Here is an 18,663-nt window from a genome sequence, read left to right as displayed (position 1 = left end):
TAAAACGGTCGTGCACTTAGCACGACTTTTTCATTTTAAGAAGAAAGCGAATGCGTTACCCTGCATGGAAATATATATTGATTCTAGTGGTACTAGTGATCAGTACATTATATGCGCTGCCGAGTTTGTATCCTGACGAACCTGCTGTTCAAATTTCTGGTGCCAAGGCTGGTACCACAATTGATCAGTCTGTCATACAAAAAGCAGAGCAAATTTTAAAAAGTGAAAATATTAGCAGTCATGATAATACCTTCACCAACAATGCTGCCCTTCTGCGTTTAAATACGTCTGAAGCACAGTTAAAAGCAAAAGATGTCCTCAGCAAAGGTTTGGGTGAGAACTATACCGTTGCATTAAACCTTGCACCAACCACACCTGAGTGGTTGCAAAAAATTGGCGCTAAGCCAATGAAGCTTGGCTTGGACTTGCGTGGTGGTGTTCATTTCTTACTTGAAGTAGATATGGATAAAGCTATTGCACAACGTATGGAAACCTCAGCAACAGACTTACGTCGTGAGTTCCGTGACAATAAGATTAAATTTAATAGTCTTTCATTGAACAACAATACCATTACGATTCAGTTTGCAAATAATGATGACCGTGCAGCGGTAATGGACTTTTTACGTCGTGATGGGAATAAGTTCAATCAACAAGCTTTAGCAACGGATACAGGTTCTACGCTTAAGTTGACCTATAACGATGCGACCAAGCAAGACATTCAATCTTACGCACTCAACCAAAACTTAACGACTTTACGTAACCGTATTAATGAGTTAGGTGTGGCTGAAGCATTGGTACAAAGCCAAGGTAGCAACCGTATTGTGGTTGAATTGCCTGGTGTACAAGATACTGCCGAAGCTAAACGTGTCTTGGGGCGAACTGCAAACCTTGAATTCCGTTTAGTGTCTGATTTAAATGATCAATATATTGACCGTTTCACAGGTAAATATAATGGTCAACCTTTACCGCCAGGTACTGAAGTTTTTGCTTACGAATCTTTGGACAGTGGTCGTGAACTGTTATTAAATCGCAGCCGTATCCTTACGGGTGAACGTGTACAAAATGCATCAAGTGGTTTTAGCCAAGATAGTGGTGGCGCTGAAGTAAATATTACTTTAGATACTGCTGGTGGTAAGTTGATGTCAGATGCAACCCGTACTGCTGTTGGCAAACGTATGGCGGTTTTGTTTATTGAAAATAAACAAAAAATCACCTCTGTTGCTGATCCAGTTACAGGTGCGATGACAGAAGTTCGCACACCATATACTGAATCTGTGGTGATCAATGCTGCAAATATTCAAGCGGTTTTAGGTTCATCTTTCCGTATTACCGGTTTAGATTCTCCTCAAGAAGCGGCTGAACTTGCATTGATGTTACGTGCTGGTGCTTTAGCTGCACCAATGTACTTTGTAGAAGAACGTGTTGTTGGTCCAAGTTTGGGGCAAGAGAACATCGACAAAGGCGTATTATCAACTCAAGTTGGTTTCCTGCTTGTTGCAATCTGGATGATCGTGTTCTTCCGTCTATTTGGTTTAATTGCTGATGTAGCATTAGTGATTAACTTAGCAATGCTTCTCACCATCATGTCTTGGATCGGGGCTTCACTGACCTTGCCAGGTATTGCAGGTATCGTAATCACCATTGGTATGGCGGTCGATGCCAACGTACTGATCTGTGAGCGAATACGAGAAGAAATGCGCTGGGGGGCCTCACCCAAACAGGCCATTATTGCCGGTTATGATCGAGCATATAACACCATTCTCGACTCAAACTTAACCACATTCTTGGTTGCATTTATTCTGTTTGCTATTGGTACAGGTCCGATCAAAGGCTTCGCTGTAACGCTGATGATTGGTATTATTTGCTCAATGTTTACTGCAATTACAGTAACACGTGCAATTGTTCAATTGGTGTATGGCAGAAAACGTAACTTGAATAAGTTGAGCATATAGGAGATCGAAGATGACTGATGTGACTCAACCGAAAAAGAAATATGGTCGCCCTGATGATGAGCATGTAATTAATTTCATGAAGATTGCCAAACCAGCGGCAATCATCTCAATCCTTTTGACCATTGCAAGTATCTTCTTTATTGCAACCAAAGGCTTAAATCTTGGTTTAGATTTTACTGGTGGTGTTTCTGCAGAATTGAACTATCAATATGCGGCAAAACCAGCAGACGTGATTTCCAATTTGGATAAAGCTGGCTTTAAAGATGCAGTTGTACAAACATTAGGTTCAAATAAAGACTTAATTGTACGTATGCCAGCGCAAGACCTTAAAGTTGAAGACTTAAGTAATACCATCACCAAAGCGGTTCAACTGCCGAATAACACTGCCGTTGTTCATAAGGTTGACTCTGTCGGTGGTCAAGTCGGTAATGAGCTATATTTACGCTCTGCAGGTGCTGTAGCGCTTGCAATGCTACTTATGCTGATCTACGTGACCATTCGCTTCGAGTTTAAACTTGCAGTTGGTGCAGTGCTTTCATTACTGCACGATGTGATCGTAACGATTGGTATTTTTGCAATGATGCAATGGCCATTTGACCTTACTGTTTTAGCGGCTATTCTTGCCTTAATCGGCTTCTCGTTAAACGATAACATTGTTGTATCGGATCGTATCCGTGAAAACTTCCGTAAGATTCGTGGCGCGACACCGTTAGAAATTGTGAATATTGCCTTAACTGAAACCTTAAAACGTACTATTCATACCTCGATGACATTATTGCTGGTTGTACTTGCAATGATGTTCTTGGGTGGTGATGGCTTACACTGGTTCTCAGTTGCTATGTTTATTGGTGTATTTGTAGGTACGTATTCTTCAATCTATATCGGTACTGCATTTGCATTGTGGCGTGGTCTTAATCGTCAAGACTTTATCGTACAAGTTAAACCTGAATTTGAAGATGAAGAGCATATTCCTCATTAAGTTTCAGTTTTAATTAAAAAAGCTCATCTTTGGATGGGCTTTTTTATGTTTAAAATTTAACATCACACCGTAAAAGAAGTTGTTCTATTCATAAGACCTTACTCTGCCCCACAATTCAGCATCACGCTATAGTCAACCTATCAAAAAACTCATACATAAGAATATAATTTCTCTTAGTTAATATTTTTTAATTAAATCAATTATATGGAAGAATAATTTTTTTGATTATAAAAAAGCTTGCAATGCCACACCTTACATTCAAAGTTTAAATACCTTTGCGCAGGCGATGCCTCACTTTTCAAAGATGACAAAAATCTTTCGTTTAACAGGGCTCTTGCGCTGCAAACAAAGCAGTGCTTTATTTTTGCTCATATACCCTCACCCAACGACGACATCCATGTCGCCCCACGGTAGGATAACCATCTAGGATCCAAAAGCACAAAAAACCAATTGATAACCAATAGTTTCTAAAAGTTCATACAAAAATATAAGCTTCATTTCTGATCAATGACTCGATGCAAGTCACGTGTATGAACAATTAGGTAGAGTTTGGCTATAGGTCAATACAAAATAGCGATACGAGGTAAATTGCGACTACTGAGCATAATATTTTGCAGTTGGATAATACTTGGTCTTTTCCTTCCATTTTCCATTGACCAGATTGCGATCTGTGACTTCAACTTGATCACCTCTTGGTGAAGTAGCATCCTCAATAAACTCTCGAACCAGCAATAAACCTTTTCTAGGTACAACTTGATACTCAGAACGAATATGGTAGCAACAGCCACTTTTATTAAAGGCGATGATGCGTTTGCGCTTTTTGTCTAGCTCGAACATGCCTAAATTTTCTTGAGTGAGTACAGACAGTTCCTGACTCAAAACAAATTTATTCTTGCTTTGATTAAATACATAAATGTCATACACAGGACCGCCATAAGAACCATAATTACCGTTTCTAATCGCGAGGTCTTCTGTTCCATCGAAGTTAAAATCATCAAAAATCAAAGGACTTTGTTCACCATAAAGCTGTATAACATTGACACTCGGTTTAAACTTTTCGTCTAAATACATAGTCAACTCATCAGAGTGAAATGTTTGAAATACCGCTTTACTGCCCTTTTTTAATAGCTTTACTTCGGCCTTAGCCCCACATTCATCTTTTTCACATGCAATATCAATTACGGCATCATAGTGTTTCGAACCATCTTGAATTTCAAAAACTTGTGCATTCGTTATAGACAAGGAAAATGCCAAATAGATGCCTAAGCTGTTACAGATTATTTTAAATGGTTGATTCATCATTTTTTATTCAGTCGGTTTTTATCAAAATCATAACATCAAACTGTGAATAATAAAAAACCGCCCGAAGGCGGTTAGGCTCCCTCCTTTCTCAAAGGAGGGTTGGGGTGGATTTAATCCAAGAGCAGCTTAGTGCCCACCACCATTGATTGCTTTCGTCATCTCTTCAACAACTTTCTTGGCATCACCAAAGATCATCATGGTTTTATCATTGTAGAATAAGTCATTGTCTAGACCCGCATAACCTGTTGCCATAGAGCGCTTGATCACCATAATGGTACGTGCTTTATGTGCTTCAAGAATCGGCATACCATAAATTGGTGAGCTTGGATCATCTTTAGCTGCAGGGTTAACAACGTCATTTGCACCAATTACCAGTACAACATCAGTCGCTGGGAAATCAGAGTTGATCTCGTCCATTTCCAAGATGTCTTCATAAGCAACATCAGCTTCCGCCAACAATACGTTCATATGACCAGGCATACGACCCGCAACTGGATGGATTGCAAAACGAACTGTTACACCTTGCTCTTTCAAGATTTCACACAATTCTTTCACTGCGTTTTGTGCACGACCTTGCGCCATACCATAACCCGGTACAATCACAACGCTGTCAGCATTTGACATCAAGAAACCCGCATCATCCGCAGAACCAGAACGGTAATTACGTTGAACTTGCTCACCTTTATCAACCGATGCTACAGCCGTACCACCCATCGCACCACCAAACAATACATTGATGATTGAACGGTTCATTGCTTTACACATGATGTAAGACAGAATCGCACCTGATGAACCCACTAATGAACCAGCAACAATCAACATGTTGTTTTCAAGTGTGAAACCAATACCTGCCGCAGCCCAACCAGAGAATGAGTTCAGTAGTGAAACCACAACTGGCATATCACCGCCACCGACTGGTGCAATCCAAACCCAACCAAATGCCAGCGCCAGTGCAGTCATCGCCCAGAATGCTTGCATGTTGCCTGTGGTAAAGAAGTACACACCACACGCCAGCATAGCGAGGAAAATAATCGCTTGAACGGGTTTAACCCAAGCACCTGAAATGGTTTTTGCCCATTTCTTTGCAGCTAACTTACCATAAGCAAATACAGATGCAGTAAAGGTAATCGCACCTACGAAACAACCGACGAATAATTCAAATAAATGAACTTTACTCATATGTGCATGCTGTACACCAGCAGCCGTTAAAGCAGATTCATTTTGAGCAAACAAAGCAGTCAGTTGGTTATTATGTAAAATTGCAGCAATTGCAATCAGTACCGCAGCCAAACCGACAAGTGAGTGCATCAATGCCACTGTTTCTGGCATTTGTGTCATTGGAACTGTACGTGCACGAGCAATACCCACAATTGCACCCAACACCATGGCACCACCTATCATCCATACAACAGGATGATCTGCGACAAAGAATGTGGTGATTACTGCAATCGCCATGGCAATCATACCGTAACGGTTACCAGCAATCGCAGTTTTAGGACCTGAAAGACCACGTAAAGTTAAGATGAAAAGGACAGCACCTACAAGGTAGAACCAATCCGCATATTCTCGAATAAATTCCATAGATTAGCCCTCTTTTTTCTTTTGTTTTGGCTTAAACATTTCAAGCATACGTGCAGTCACTGCGAAGCCACCAAAAATGTTAATACTTGCCAAGAACACTGCAATTGCACCAAGTACACTAACAACATTCACGGACTGGAATTGTACACTTGCCTCTACAACACCAGGAATTCCAACAGTTTGTATCATCGCACCCACAACGATAATTGAGGACAATGCATTGGTTACTGCCATTAACGGCGTATGCAATGCAGGTGTTACACCCCAAACCACGTAGTAACCAACAAAGATGGCTAAGACGAAAATAGTAATAGTTTCAACCATGATGACTCTCCTTAACCACGCTTCAGCAGTACTTGACCGCCATGAGTTACTAGAAGTGCTTTTTGAATTTCGTCTTGTTGATTGATCGCAAAGTTTTTCTCTTGATCAAACAAAGTTTCTACGAAATTGAAAACATTACGTGCATACAGTGCCGAAGCTTCTGTCGATACTGTAGAAGGAATATTTGGAATACCTAAAATCGTCACGCCATTGTCAGTGACAACATTTTCACCATTCTTAGAGCCTTCAACGTTCCCGCCTGATTCAACCGCCATATCTAGGATGATTGAACCCGGTTTCATTTTGGCAACAGTTTCAGCTTTGATTAAGCGAGGTGCATCACGACCTGGCAACAACGCAGTGGTAATCACGATGTCTGCATTTGACACGGCTTTATCTACGATGATGGCTTGGTCTTGAATATATTGCTCACCTGGCATCCAGCCATAACCATTTTTAGCGGCATCAGCAGCTTTTTGTTTTTCTTCATCAGACATCGGTACATCTAACCACTTACCACCAAGCGATTCGACTTGGTCACGTGCAGTTGGGCGTAAATCTGTTGCTTCAACAACTGCGCCTAAGCGTTTTGCAGTTGCAATGGCTTGAAGACCTGCGACACCCACGCCCATAATCACGATACGAGCGGGTTTTACAGTACCTGCAGCGGTCATCAGCATTGGGAACATACGTTGATATTCCGCAGCGGCCAGTAACACCGACTTATAACCTGCAAGGTTGGCTTGAGAAGACAATACATCCATATTTTGCGCACGAGACAGTGTTCGTGGCAAAAGCTCTAACGCAAATGCAGACACTTGTTGTGACGCAAATTGGTCAAGTTCAGTATTACGGTATGGGTCAAACATTGCTACCACAGCTGTTCCTGCGGCAAGCTTTTGAATTTCCTCACCTTGTGGTGCACGAACTTTCAAAATAATTTGACTACCTGTATAGGCATCATCTGTAATTTTAGCGCCGACTTGTTCATAAGCACTGTCAATATAAGCCGCTTTTTTACCAGCGCCTCGTTCAATGACAATACTATGACCAGCACTAATCAACTTTTTTACTGTCTCTGGCGTAGCGGCTACGCGGTTTTCACCGACGACAGATTCTTTTGGGATTCCAATCTGCATGAGCGTTCCTCAAGCTAATTTTTCTTCAAGTAAACATCGTAAATAACCCGATGTTTCCCCCAGATGCGTTGTTATGAATTTTTGGATTCTAATTGAACTTTTTTAAAATACCACCCAATATTTATTTAATAAATACCCATATTTTGAACTGATGATTCATAAATATAATTGTGCGACATACCCTATATTTAATTTATTGTATTTTTCTTGCATTATCCTGCTCAGTTTTTTTGACATATCCTGTCTCCAATTTTTAAAAACGATGTTTTTTTAAGCTTATCTGGATGTTTTAAGCTGCTTACCCTACCCTACCGATTGGCATTTACAGCAGTATGATTCACTTTTAAGCATTCCAACTTGCTGTTTAAATACTCCATAAAACAATAGATTTAGCACAAAAAAGAACATCCCTATTGACCTTTCTGACAAATTACATGGTTTTTTTATCAGCTTATATTGGCCTTTTCTATCATTTTTTCCGTCAAAAATGTAAGTCTGTTTTTATAACATTTTTTAATTTCATTAATAAAAAAAAGTACTTGGGATAACCATTAGAATTACACTAGACCCGAGCCTAAAGCAATTACAAAAAATTTTAGTTTTTTTTTATTTGCCATTTTGTCAGTTAATAATACTCGAACAGCTTGAACCAGTCATGGTGATATTGCACCTTTTTTGTGCAAAAAAATAACATATAGAATTTGAGTAATTTATAAACAAGAATTTCAAGATTGATTTTTATACATTTTTTGTTTACATCTCTTTAAATGACACTTAAATCCACAAAGAATTAAGTAAGCAATTGTGCTTTATATTCCTTTTATTGCGCCAATTCATTCTTTTTTTGTATTTCCACTGATTGAAAACAACATTTATACTGCTTGTTCAAATTTACATGTCGTATAGCGACATTGTCAATGCAGTCAAATTCATGAAACTTTCGTTATCCAGTACTCAACTCGGTTCGATTTTCGCACTTGGTGCGGCTTTCTTATTTAGTACCAAAGCTATTTTTATTAAACAGGCTTACGCATTATCGCCATTAGTCGACAGCACCGTGCTCATGGCATTGAGAATGGCAAGTGCCCTGCCTTTTTTCCTTTTATTGTGTTGGTTCAATCGCCATCACAATAAAAATATGACAGGAAAAGACTGGGCCTTCTTAGTTGCTGCTGGTTTGATGGGCTATTACCTTTCAAGTTGGCTTGACTTCGCTGGTCTGATGTATATCAGTGCTTCGTTAGAACGTATTATTTTATTTCTCTATCCAACACTGACAGTCATTGCCACAAGCTTTATTTATAAGCAAAAACTCAACTTTAGAACCATCCTAGCGATTGCATTAAGCTATGGTGGTACAGTGATTGTGATGCTGCAAGAGCAAAGTACAGTACCCCATGAAGGAAATTTCTGGCTAGGCGTGAGTTTAGTCTTTGCCAGTGCGGTCTGTTTTGCGACGTATTTACTCATGACCCCGCGTTTAATTCAAAAATTTGGTTCATGGAATTACACTGGTTTGGCATTAAGCATTGCATGTTTTGGTACGCTAACCCATTTTATCATTGCAACTCCCCAGCCGATTCAACTGCTAATTCAACTTCCGACACAAGTCATTTGGTATGGTATCGCCTTAGGCTTATTGGTGACGGTTTTACCGACGATTTTGGTCGCGCAAAGTATTTCTCGTTTAGGTGCTGCACAAGCAGCTATGATTGGTTCGATTGGCCCGATCCTAACCATTATTTTGGCTGTGGCTTTGCTCGGTGAGCATATGAATGCGATACAATGGTTTGGTTGTTTACTGAATATCATCGGTGTCATGATGATTACTTTGTCTAAAAAGAAACTTGCACACTAAATTGTGCAGAAACTTGGAAGGAATATGCATTTTAAAATTGTATCGCCGAGTGCCTGTGTAGATGTTGAAAATATCCAGTTGGCACAGTCGCATTTGGAACAGTTAGGTCATACAGTCAGCTTAAGTGAACATGTATTTTCACAACATCGCTATTTGGCAGGTACAGTTGAACAACGTATTCAAGATTTAAAACAAGCATGTATAGATCCAGACATTGATGCAATTTGGTGTGGTCGTGGTGGTACTGGTGCTGCCATGTTATTGCCATTTTTAGATGAGTGGATTTTAAATAAACCCATTATTGGCTATTCAGATACAACGGTGTTATTAAACTATATCGCGATGCATCATGGACAATCTTTACATGCGCCTGTATTTCAGGAAATTGCCGTTAAAAATTTAGACAATAGCTCCCTGTCGTATGATGCTTTAAAAACCATTAGCCTGTTATCAGCGGATATAAACCAACACGGTCATTATCCCTTATCCAGCGCAAATGGTTTTGCTCAAGATCAGCACATTGAAGATGTTAAAATCTTAGGCGGGAATCTTACTGTACTGTGTACTTTACAAGGCACACCGTCTGCGTTAAAACTGAATCAGCCGAGTGTTTTACTGATTGAAGATGTAGGCGAACCGTATTATCGAATTGAACGTTCATTGACTCAGCTCCTACAAAGTATTGATACTTCAAACTTAAAGGCTTTGGTCTTGGGTGATTTTTATCAATGCCCACAAAAAAATGTCCCGCAAAGTATTGTTGAGATTGTGAAAGAACATCTCGATCCACTGCACATCCCACTTTACCAATGTGACTGGTTTGGTCATGGTGAAGTCAACCGTCCATTTTGGTTAGGGAAAACGGGCAAGATTGTAGATTCACAACTCATTATTTAACGGCTAGGTTATTTAATGACTGAGTTATTTAAAGTACAGTGCCATTTCAGCACATTGAATATAAAAAATAGCCAATAAATTGCACAAGATATGCCTCTATGTAATCCTAGTCAGTGCTTACTGGGATTTTCTAAGAGTATCAAAGCAAAGATAAACAACCTATATACTTTTAATACTGAGCAATACTTCACTTGTATGCCCTCTCTTCTGATCACTTTTCTATATGACGGTTTTCTCGTTTAACAGCCCGTTGAATGTCCATTCATAAATACGATCAGTTGCTTCGGTTTTTTCTAGGTATTTTTACTTGACCTTAAGTTAACTTGAGTTTTGATACTAACGGAAATTTCCAGTCAATCAAAAGAGTCATCCATGAATTCCAGATCAGAATCTGCACAGATCAAATCGTTCCAAATAATTAACCCAAATACACTTTATAATCCAACAGCATTTGCGTATAGTCATGTGGCTGAAGTACGCCATTATTTACGTATTTTGCATATATCTGGACAAGGTGGTGAAAACCAACAAGGACAATTATCCCAAGATTTTGCACAACAAGTTCATCAAGCTTTTGTCAATCTGCAACATGCCCTACAAGCGGCTGATGCATCATTATTGGATATTGCTGTTTTAAGAGTGCTTTTGGTCGATCACAGTACCAAAAAACATCAGTTTTTAATTCAGGAAATGCAACAACTTTGGAAAGATCAACCTTTCCCTGCGTGTACACTGATTCCTGTCCCGTGTCTTGCTTTACAAGGAATGCTCATTGAAATTGAAGCAACTGCCTATTGTATGTAACTCCAAGAACTAGGATATTTTTATGAATGCTCAACTCGATATTAGCCAAAATAAAGCATTACTTTGGCTGATGGCGATTGCCTGCGGTTTATGCGCAGGAGCAAACTATTATAGTCAGCCGCTGATTCACTCGATTCAACTCTATTTCAACATGCCAGAATCACAAGTGGCACTTACAGTGACCTTTGCTCAAGTGTCTTATGCACTTGGTCTTTTATTCATTGTGCCCATGGGCGATATCGTCAATAAAATCAAATTTATTCCGTGGTTAATGTTTTGTGCTGCGATTGGTTTATTGATGTGTGCTTTTGCAGTCAATTTACCCATGCTTTGGGTTGGCACAATTATTACAGGTCTATTTTCAGTTGCGGCTCAGGTGTTAATCCCTCTTGCAACGATGGCAGTTAAACCTGAAAAAACAGGAGAAGTTGTTGGCTTTTTAATGAGTGGACTATTGGTTGGATTACTACTTTCCACCAGTCTTGCCGGTTTGTTGTCTAACCTGTTTAACTGGAAACTGATTTACTTTGTTAGTGCGGTATTGATGTTAATACTTGCCTATTTATTGAAAAAACGTCTGCCGCATGTACCTGTGTTTAAAATGAGTTATGGCAAAATTTTCTACTCGATGGGTGTGCTGTTAAAAGAAGAACGTCGTTTAGTCTATCGTGCAATTATTGGTGGCTTTGCATTTGCAGCCGTGAGTATTTTATTTTCAACGATTGCTGTTTTACTAACTTCTGAACCGTTTAAATTACCTGATGTTTTGGTTGGTGTTGCAACGATCATTGGGGTATTTGGTGCTTTAGCCACTGCAAAAATTGGTAAAATTGCAGACCGTGGACATACCAGTATCCTGACATGGATTGGGGTAGCGTTGATGATCATCAGTTGGGCGCTGCTTTATTTCGGTGGAAAGTACCTCACCAGTTATATTTTAGGGTATGGCCTGATTAGCTTTGGACTCGCTGTGGTTCATACCAGCAATCAAAATATCATTTTCCGTTTACGCCCAGATGCGAAATCTCGGATTAACTCTATCTATATGACAGCCTATTTCACAGGTGGTGCATGTGGTTCTGCTTTAGGGGTTTATGCATGGCATCATGGAGGTTGGACCATGACTTGTCTTGTTGGTGTATGTCTGGTTATGGGGTCTGCACTATTTTCTCTGCTAGATCGTCTATATCTCAATAGAGCACAGACCATTTAAAGCATTCTAAAATCACAATCCTTCAAAATTTGAGGGATTTTGATTTTTTAAGAGACTTATTATTTTAATAAAAAAACGGATACCCAAATCATTCTATTTGAATAATATTCACTGTAACTATTGTGTGAAAAAACCGATCATAATATATTCATATCAAGTGTCTGCGATAAAATTCCAAAAATGCTGTGTACACACTTTCAATTTAAATGAATATGCGGGTTACTCTCTTGAAGCTATATAAATAAGACAGTTGAGGAGGAGTAATTATACGCAAGATAAATCTCAGGCCTTTCAATAAATTTGTACAGGACAATCTATGTTTTTAGAAAAAACATCCAAATATCCATGATTATTCAAGTTTAAAATTGGTACACTTTGGTCAAAATGATAACCCTGTTTATCTTTGCTAAAGCGTGATTGACGATACTCAAGCAAAGTTTTATTCAGCTCGCACAGTAGCGAACATTGATCCTCAATCAATCATACAGCACAATAGTTTGCCTATAACATACATCCTGATAGATCAACCAAGAGCTTATCCCTTATGAAAAAAATACGATTAGCATGCTTACCGATTAGTTTTTTATGTACTTTTTCAAGTTTGGTCTTCGCTGCGCCAATAGGTAATGAAAACTTATTAAGCCAAGCTTTTATAAACTGTGACAACAGTGCCCAAGGTATCATTGAACAGGCAACTTGTCTAAAAGATGAGGCTAAACGTCAAGATGCGCGATTGAATAGTATCTATAAAAAATTACAATCGCATTTGAATGCTAACCAGAAAACAAAACTGGTTGCATCGCAACGCATTTGGCTACAATCACGTCAAAGTGATGCTGAACTGGAAACAACGCTGTATGGTCAATCACAGCCAGACAACTTGCAAACTGAACTTAATGATATACAGCGTATCGCAGGCCGTACTGCACAATTGCAACGCTATCTGAATTTACTTCAATAATGCGAATTAAAGCATAGAGATATTCAAGAACACATAGCGAGATCAATATAAAACTAAAGGTTAAATATATGAAAAAAATTAAAAGTATTACATTGTTGTTCATCTTTCTTCTGCCTTTTGCAACTTTTGCCGATGATGAAATGTCTCGTCCCCTTCCAGATGATTCTTATATTCATGCCAAATTAAGCAGCAGTTATGGCCAATGTATAAAACAAAGTGGTGCAGTAACATTTGAAATGCAAAGCTGTATGGACCAAGAATATGCTCAACATAAGAACCGCGTTCAACAGGCCTTTGCCAAAATCATCAGTCGTCCAGACAGTGTGAAAAAAGACCGGCAGATGGATGAAATCGCAGCATGGTGGGAAAACACCGACAAGTATTGTAATTGGGATCCGAAAACCGAAGGACAAGGACAAATGTTAGATGCACAGTCTTGCCGTCTGAACCGTATTGCCAATCTTGCGGATAAAATCAGCCACTATTGAGTCTCACAAATTAAAACTGAGCATCCCATCGTATTCAATAAAGTACTGTTGATTGGCATATTGTAATCCGTGAAACTGGGCTTACCTATGCCCAACGGTTGCATACTTATCTTCACCTACTCACTTGGACTTTCTGAGAGTCTGTCAATCTTGTTGAGTAAGTAATTGATGCCCGAATGTAGCTAAAAAGTATTTTTATAAATTATTGTCATTCACAATCAATACAATAGCGTATCTGCTATTTTGAGGTTGTACTTTTGGATAAATTTGCCTTCTTAAAGAATATTCAGGAATGGTCTGATCAGTATCCATGGCTAGAGATGCTAACATCATTATTCATTCTAATTTTTTTCGCTTTTGTCGCAAATTATATTGCAAAACAAGTTGTTGTTCGTGGGATACGTAAACTTATTTCAAAAATGAAGTTTGCACATAGTGAAATTTTTTCTCAGCATAGTGTTATCCGCAGAGTGGCGAATATTGTTCCTGCCATTGTTATTTTAAATGGTATTTCCACAGTTCCACATTTGTCCTTAAAAGCGGTTGGCCTGATACAAATGGCTGCACAGGCTTTTATCTTCCTGACCATTGCACTGGCCATCAGTGAACTTTTAAATGTTTTCAATCTGCTTTATCAACGTAATCCAAAATCACTGAATAAGCCCATCAAAGGCTATCTTCAACTGATCAAGCTGATTCTGTTTATCGTTTGTGGTCTGCTAATCTTGGGTACTTTCTTAAAGAAAGATGTTTTTACCCTGCTTGCTGGTTTTGGTGCGATGGCAGCGGTATTGTTACTAGTTTTTCAAAATACGATTCTGTCCTTGGTAGCGTCGGTGCAAATCTCTTCCTACGATATGGTTCGTATCGGTGATTGGATTGAAATGCCAACATTAAATGCAGATGGTGATGTTATTGATATGTCCTTACATACCATTACTGTACAGAATTTTGATAAAACCTTTACCACAATTCCCACCAATAAGTTGGTCACGGATACCTTTAAAAACTGGCGTGGGATGAAATTGTTGGGGGCGAGACGAATCAAGCGCTCAATCTTTATTGATCAAACCAGCATTCATTTTATTACCCATGAAGAACAACAGAAATTAAAAGCTTTCCTGTTACTGGATCAGTATTTGGATAATAAACAATCTGAACTGGACAGCTTTAATCAGCAGTTTGAAGATCAGTCAGTCTATAACCAGCGCCGCTTAACCAATATTGGAACATTTCGGGCCTATGTGGAGTTCTACTTAAAACAACATGCTGGTATTGCTAAAAACCAATCCTTAATTATCCGTCAGTTACAACCGACGAGTGAGGGATTACCACTGGAAATCTATGCATTTGCCAATACAACGGTATGGAATGATTATGAGGCAATCCAGTCTGATATATTTGACCATCTGATGGCAATTATCCCTGAGTTTGGGCTAAAAATTTATCAAGCGCCTTCTGGTTCAGATCTACGCTCATTGTCAAAACATGCTGAAAGTAGCTCGGAACTTCTGTTCTGAGTTGTTGGTCAGGGGGTTCTGCCCCTGATCATTTACATTAAAAATGCCCATGCGATAAGCATGGGCTTGCTTGCAATGAACGAAGATTGCAAATAGAAAAGCTTTCCTCTATTGCTTTTAATGTATCTTTTAAAATTACTACCCCCCAATATTGGCAAGACTTAAAAATTAATTTTATACATAGATTTTTTCAAGTTTATGTGAAATATCTAAATAAAAACCTTCTTAATAGGTAATGGATTGCCTTAATGTCTTAATTAACAGTTCATATAAATGATCGACCGCTTTTGAATTAAGCGAGGCTCTACTTCTATATACAGATGCTTCCATGGGTGCTAATGGGCCTAGTCTATGCTCCGCTCCCAAAATTTCTAAATGCTGAGGGGCGCTACATTGTGTGAAAACTGCGACGGCCAAACCACTTTCAACTGCTGCAATTTGCCCGATTAAACTTGAACTATTATAAACCACACGATAACGGCGACCTTGCAATGCAAGCGAATTGATCGCACTTTTTTTGGCTAAACTGGTACTTTCATAAACAGCAATAGGTATCGGATCTTCACGCCATAATTCAAATTGGGGAGAACCTACCCACACCATTGGCTCATGAAACAATAAAGTGCCTTGACGGGGGTTATCCCTTGAAATCAAAGCTAAATCAATCTCGCCATTTTCTATACGTGGGATCAATGAAGTCGATTGTTCACAAATAAATTCTATTTCAACGCTGCTATGACGTGGTGCAAAACGCTTAAGCACAGGCGTTAGATATTTAGCAGCGTAATCATCGGGTACACCAAGTCTAATCCGACCAGTTAACTCTTCTCCATTAAAAGCCATTTGTGTTTCATGGTGTAGATCAAGTATCCGTCTTGCATAACCTAAAAGAAGTTGTCCTTCAGAAGTGAGTTGAATTTGTCTATGCGTTCGAACTAAAAGTTGGCATTTTAAAGCGCATTCCAGTTTTTTTAACTGCATACTGACAGCAGACTGTGAACGGTATAGCTCAGGTGCTGCATTTGAAAGAGAACCTGTATCAACAACTGCGACAAAACATTTTAACCAATCAATCTGTAGATTTTGTAGATTCATGATCACCCCCAAATTATTCGATTTTCGAATAGTATATGTAAGAATTATGCGCTTTTCATTCTAACTTTCTAAGTCCATAATTTATTAAGAAAAGAAGGAGTTTCCCCTAATTTTCATCAGCGATCATTAGGTATATAGCTCATTAGAAAATTTAAAAAGATAAGGAAATTATTTTGTCGAATGTTGACCCAGATATTTACAGTTTAAGTTATTCCCAAGTTTGGTCAGGCTTTAAAAGCCTTCTTCCAATTTCATCTTTCGTGGTGATTTTTGGGGCTGCTTTCGGCTTAGCTGCAACGCAAACAGGACTAGACAATAGCTCTATCATGTTAATGAGTAGCTTTGTTTTTGCAGGAGCATCTCAATTTGCGACTTTAGAACTATGGGGTGCGCAAATATCACTGATTCCCTTAATAGTCACAGTTTTCTTTATCAATGCTCGGCATCTTTTAATGGGCGCATCTCTTTATCCTTGGTTACGTCACCTGCCTCCCATCAAACGATACAGTATCTTGCTGGTTATTTCTGATGCCAATTGGGCACTCTCACTACAAGCATTTAATCGTGGTGAATCAGGGATGGGCTTATTGTTTGGAGGGGGCATTGCGCTTTGGCTCGCGTGGGTTTTAGGCACAGGACTGGGTTTCTATTTTGGTAATGTCATTCATCATCCTGCACTACTGGGATTAGATATGGTCATGGCTTGTTTTCTACTGGCGATGGTTGTGGGTGGACAAAAAAATCTCAGAATACTCATCATCTGGGCAATCGCTGCCTGTAGTTCATTACTAGCCTATTGGTACTTACCAGAAAATAGTCATGTCGTTGTGGGTGCCTTATTTGGCGGAATTGTCGGAATTTTCTGGAAAGAGAAACGGGTATGAACCTAGAAATTAGCACTACTTATCCCTTGATTATTATTTTTATTATGGCCGTTGTGACATTAGCCACTCGCTGGGGTGGTGTTTTAATTATGTCTTATGTTCCTATTAGTGATCGTGTGCAACGATTCATTAATGCAATGTCGGGGTCTGTACTGGTTGCACTTTTGGCCCCCATTGCGGTTGAAGGTGATCATGGCGCTCGTTTGGCGTTACTGACAACATTGATCGTTATGCTACTGCTTAAAAAACCGCTGTTGGCGATTGCAGCAGGAATATTGGCAGCAGCTTTATTCCGTCAGTATTTTGTATAAAGTGATAGAGAGTTCAAGAGATTTAGGGCATTTATAGCTCATGTTATTGCGTACTTGTAGTGCTAAGCCACACCGTATTTTGTTCAACCAATATGCTCTACCAACACACTAATTTTATTTTTAAGCGGTTTCACCAAGTTGATAACGCTTTAATCAAGCCCCATAAATCTTACTTTCTCACATTTAAAAATCACCATCATAATCAAAATTTTAATTCGATTTACAAATTCTATCTTTTGAGTATGGCTATTGATTTTAAAATAAAGCACGTATAATCCGCACTTGCTTTTTTTCTATCTTTTTCAGGTTGACTGTATGTCTGAGCTCCAATCTTTAACGCCTCGTATTTCGGTCGCCCCGATGATGGATTGGACAACTCGTGACTATCGTTTCTTTGCACGTTTGTTTAACCCCAATATTATCCTCTATACAGAAATGGTCACCACAGGTGCCATCATCTATGGCGGAGCAAATCGTCATTTGGACTATAACCATGAAGAACATCCAATTGTTCTACAGCTCGGTGGTTCAAATCCTAAAGATCTTGCAACGTGTAGCAAAATGGCTCAAGACTGGGGTTATGACGAAATCAATTTAAATGTGGGCTGTCCAAGTGACCGCGTGCAAAACAATAAGATTGGTGCCTGCTTAATGGCAGAGCCTGATTTGGTTGCAGAATGTATTGCTGAAATGCGTAATGCAGTTGATATTCCAGTTACTGTAAAACACCGCATCGGTATTGATGACATGCAATCTTATGAAGAGATGCTACATTTTGTCGATACAGTTGCGAAAACTGGATGTGATAATTTTATCGTACATGCCCGTATTGCCTTGCTTCAAGGTTTATCACCAAAAGAAAACCGCGATGTTCCACCACTACGCTACGAAGATGTTTATCGTTTAAAACAAGAGCGTCCTGAGTTGCTGATTGAGATCAATGGTGGGGTTAAGACTTTTGCTGAAACTCAAGCACATTTAAAGCATGTTGATGGGGTCATGATTGGGCGTGAGGCTTATCACAACCCTTACCTCTTGGCAGAATTAGGTCAACTCTGGAACTTAGACTTACCTGATCGCTTTGAAATTATCGATCAAATGCTGCCTTATATTGCCAAACGTATGCAAGAAGGCGCACCTCTATCGATTATTACGCGCCATATTTTAGGCTTATTTCAAAACCTTCCCGGTGCGCGTAAATGGCGTCAAGCTTTAAGTGGCGGTAATGCCAAAACATTTGCAGATGTTGAAAATGCCATTATCAATATTAAAGAAGCCATGAAGCGAACAGAAGATTATATTCGAGAACAGTCTGTCTGATCACGACTGAAAATTTCTACGATTCAATACAGTCT

General features: G+C 39.2%; 17 protein-coding genes. 12 read left to right on the top strand and 5 right to left on the bottom strand.

What is annotated here, in order from left to right; all coding sequences use genetic code 11:
• Positions 1-50: 50 nt before the first annotated feature.
• Both secD and secF read left to right on the top strand, forming a co-directional pair.
• On the top strand, positions 51-1,952 hold the full coding sequence (secD, locus tag ACG9ZL_RS18555; protein ID WP_004723158.1) for a protein translocase subunit SecD: 1,902 nt from the start codon (positions 51-53) through the stop codon (positions 1,950-1,952).
• A 10-nt stretch (positions 1,953-1,962) separates the two neighbouring features.
• Positions 1,963-2,931, top strand: a complete 969-nt coding sequence (gene secF / locus ACG9ZL_RS18550) for a protein translocase subunit SecF (RefSeq protein WP_004723159.1) — start codon at positions 1,963-1,965, stop codon at positions 2,929-2,931.
• Positions 2,932-3,525: 594 nt separating this feature from the next.
• Here the strand turns inward: secF and ACG9ZL_RS18545 are convergent.
• From ACG9ZL_RS18545 to ACG9ZL_RS18530, 4 genes are all read right to left on the bottom strand, one after another.
• Positions 3,526-4,233, bottom strand: coding sequence for an XAC2610-related protein (locus tag ACG9ZL_RS18545; RefSeq protein ID WP_419361106.1), 708 nt, complete (start codon positions 4,231-4,233; stop codon positions 3,526-3,528).
• A 126-nt stretch (positions 4,234-4,359) separates the two neighbouring features.
• Positions 4,360-5,814 (bottom strand): NAD(P)(+) transhydrogenase (Re/Si-specific) subunit beta, encoded by a 1,455-nt coding sequence (locus tag ACG9ZL_RS18540; protein ID WP_151801647.1) that lies wholly within the window; start codon positions 5,812-5,814, stop codon positions 4,360-4,362.
• 3 nt (positions 5,815-5,817) lie between these two features.
• Positions 5,818-6,138 (bottom strand): proton-translocating transhydrogenase family protein, encoded by a 321-nt coding sequence (locus tag ACG9ZL_RS18535; protein ID WP_336953423.1) that lies wholly within the window; start codon positions 6,136-6,138, stop codon positions 5,818-5,820.
• Between the two features lie 11 nt (positions 6,139-6,149).
• A complete protein-coding gene (locus ACG9ZL_RS18530; protein ID WP_004723168.1) occupies positions 6,150-7,277 on the bottom strand; it encodes a Re/Si-specific NAD(P)(+) transhydrogenase subunit alpha in 1,128 nt (375 codons plus the stop codon).
• A gap of 931 nt (positions 7,278-8,208) precedes the next feature.
• On the opposite strand from ACG9ZL_RS18530, the gene ACG9ZL_RS18525 reads away from it, so the two are divergent.
• From ACG9ZL_RS18525 to ACG9ZL_RS18495, 7 genes are all read left to right on the top strand, one after another.
• Positions 8,209-9,135: a DMT family transporter gene (locus ACG9ZL_RS18525; RefSeq protein ID WP_336953425.1), complete on the top strand. Its 927-nt coding sequence runs from the start codon at positions 8,209-8,211 to the stop codon at positions 9,133-9,135.
• A 24-nt stretch (positions 9,136-9,159) separates the two neighbouring features.
• Entirely contained in the window at positions 9,160-10,032 is an 873-nt protein-coding gene (locus ACG9ZL_RS18520; protein WP_336953426.1) for a S66 peptidase family protein, read from the top strand.
• A gap of 372 nt (positions 10,033-10,404) precedes the next feature.
• Positions 10,405-10,836, top strand: a complete 432-nt coding sequence (locus ACG9ZL_RS18515; protein WP_419361103.1) for a RidA family protein — start codon at positions 10,405-10,407, stop codon at positions 10,834-10,836.
• Positions 10,837-10,858: 22 nt separating this feature from the next.
• Positions 10,859-12,049 (top strand): MFS transporter, encoded by a 1,191-nt coding sequence (locus ACG9ZL_RS18510; protein ID WP_419361101.1) that lies wholly within the window; start codon positions 10,859-10,861, stop codon positions 12,047-12,049.
• A 544-nt stretch (positions 12,050-12,593) separates the two neighbouring features.
• Positions 12,594-13,010 carry a lysozyme inhibitor LprI family protein gene (locus ACG9ZL_RS18505; RefSeq protein WP_419361099.1) on the top strand — a complete coding sequence of 139 codons (417 nt, stop codon included), beginning with the start codon at positions 12,594-12,596 and terminating at the stop codon, positions 13,008-13,010.
• Positions 13,011-13,150: 140 nt separating this feature from the next.
• The gene (locus ACG9ZL_RS18500) at positions 13,151-13,498 is read left to right on the top strand and encodes a hypothetical protein (RefSeq protein ID WP_228270444.1); all 348 of its coding nucleotides are present in this window, start codon (positions 13,151-13,153) and stop codon (positions 13,496-13,498) included.
• Between the two features lie 257 nt (positions 13,499-13,755).
• On the top strand, positions 13,756-15,018 hold the full coding sequence (locus ACG9ZL_RS18495; protein ID WP_336953430.1) for a mechanosensitive ion channel family protein: 1,263 nt from the start codon (positions 13,756-13,758) through the stop codon (positions 15,016-15,018).
• Positions 15,019-15,243: 225 nt separating this feature from the next.
• On the opposite strand, the gene ACG9ZL_RS18490 is transcribed toward ACG9ZL_RS18495, so the two are convergent.
• Complete coding sequence (locus tag ACG9ZL_RS18490; protein WP_419361097.1) at positions 15,244-16,113, bottom strand: LysR family transcriptional regulator; 870 nt, start codon at positions 16,111-16,113, stop codon at positions 15,244-15,246.
• 173 nt (positions 16,114-16,286) lie between these two features.
• On the opposite strand from ACG9ZL_RS18490, the gene ACG9ZL_RS18485 reads away from it, so the two are divergent.
• The 3 genes from ACG9ZL_RS18485 to dusA all read left to right on the top strand — a co-directional run bounded on the left by ACG9ZL_RS18485 (position 16,287) and on the right by dusA (position 18,628).
• Positions 16,287-16,997 (top strand): AzlC family ABC transporter permease, encoded by a 711-nt coding sequence (locus ACG9ZL_RS18485; RefSeq protein ID WP_336953432.1) that lies wholly within the window; start codon positions 16,287-16,289, stop codon positions 16,995-16,997.
• Positions 16,994-17,308: a branched-chain amino acid transport AzlD family protein gene (locus ACG9ZL_RS18480; RefSeq protein WP_209826898.1), complete on the top strand. Its 315-nt coding sequence runs from the start codon at positions 16,994-16,996 to the stop codon at positions 17,306-17,308. The genes ACG9ZL_RS18485 and ACG9ZL_RS18480 overlap by 4 nt, the downstream gene beginning before the upstream one ends.
• Positions 17,309-17,623: 315 nt before the next feature.
• Positions 17,624-18,628: a tRNA dihydrouridine(20/20a) synthase DusA gene (gene dusA / locus ACG9ZL_RS18475; protein ID WP_419329064.1), complete on the top strand. Its 1,005-nt coding sequence runs from the start codon at positions 17,624-17,626 to the stop codon at positions 18,626-18,628.
• The last annotated feature ends 35 nt before the right edge of the window (positions 18,629-18,663 follow it).

Origin of the sequence: Acinetobacter legionensis (assembly GCF_048551735.1) — a bacterium.
In the GTDB taxonomy this organism is placed as follows: Bacteria; Pseudomonadota; Gammaproteobacteria; order Pseudomonadales; family Moraxellaceae; genus Acinetobacter.
This window is presented reverse-complemented; position numbering and strand designations above follow the sequence as displayed.

What these genes read in the sequence shown, in the direction of transcription:
- ACG9ZL_RS18505 (WP_419361099.1), top strand. Translation starts at nt 12,594, where the DNA reads ATGAAAAAAATACGATTAGCATGCTTACCGATTAGTTTTTTATGTACT.
- secD (WP_004723158.1), top strand. Translation starts at nt 51, where the DNA reads ATGCGTTACCCTGCATGGAAATATATATTGATTCTAGTGGTACTAGTG.
- ACG9ZL_RS18520 (WP_336953426.1), top strand. Translation starts at nt 9,160, where the DNA reads ATGCATTTTAAAATTGTATCGCCGAGTGCCTGTGTAGATGTTGAAAAT.
- ACG9ZL_RS18535 (WP_336953423.1), bottom strand. Translation starts at nt 6,138, where the DNA reads ATGGTTGAAACTATTACTATTTTCGTCTTAGCCATCTTTGTTGGTTAC.
- ACG9ZL_RS18525 (WP_336953425.1), top strand. Translation starts at nt 8,209, where the DNA reads ATGAAACTTTCGTTATCCAGTACTCAACTCGGTTCGATTTTCGCACTT.
- ACG9ZL_RS18540 (WP_151801647.1), bottom strand. Translation starts at nt 5,814, where the DNA reads ATGGAATTTATTCGAGAATATGCGGATTGGTTCTACCTTGTAGGTGCT.
- ACG9ZL_RS18530 (WP_004723168.1), bottom strand. Translation starts at nt 7,277, where the DNA reads ATGCAGATTGGAATCCCAAAAGAATCTGTCGTCGGTGAAAACCGCGTA.
- ACG9ZL_RS18480 (WP_209826898.1), top strand. Translation starts at nt 16,994, where the DNA reads ATGAACCTAGAAATTAGCACTACTTATCCCTTGATTATTATTTTTATT.
- ACG9ZL_RS18490 (WP_419361097.1), bottom strand. Translation starts at nt 16,113, where the DNA reads ATGAATCTACAAAATCTACAGATTGATTGGTTAAAATGTTTTGTCGCA.
- ACG9ZL_RS18500 (WP_228270444.1), top strand. Translation starts at nt 13,151, where the DNA reads ATGTCTCGTCCCCTTCCAGATGATTCTTATATTCATGCCAAATTAAGC.
- dusA (WP_419329064.1), top strand. Translation starts at nt 17,624, where the DNA reads ATGTCTGAGCTCCAATCTTTAACGCCTCGTATTTCGGTCGCCCCGATG.
- secF (WP_004723159.1), top strand. Translation starts at nt 1,963, where the DNA reads ATGACTGATGTGACTCAACCGAAAAAGAAATATGGTCGCCCTGATGAT.
- ACG9ZL_RS18545 (WP_419361106.1), bottom strand. Translation starts at nt 4,233, where the DNA reads ATGATGAATCAACCATTTAAAATAATCTGTAACAGCTTAGGCATCTAT.
- ACG9ZL_RS18510 (WP_419361101.1), top strand. Translation starts at nt 10,859, where the DNA reads ATGAATGCTCAACTCGATATTAGCCAAAATAAAGCATTACTTTGGCTG.
- ACG9ZL_RS18515 (WP_419361103.1), top strand. Translation starts at nt 10,405, where the DNA reads ATGAATTCCAGATCAGAATCTGCACAGATCAAATCGTTCCAAATAATT.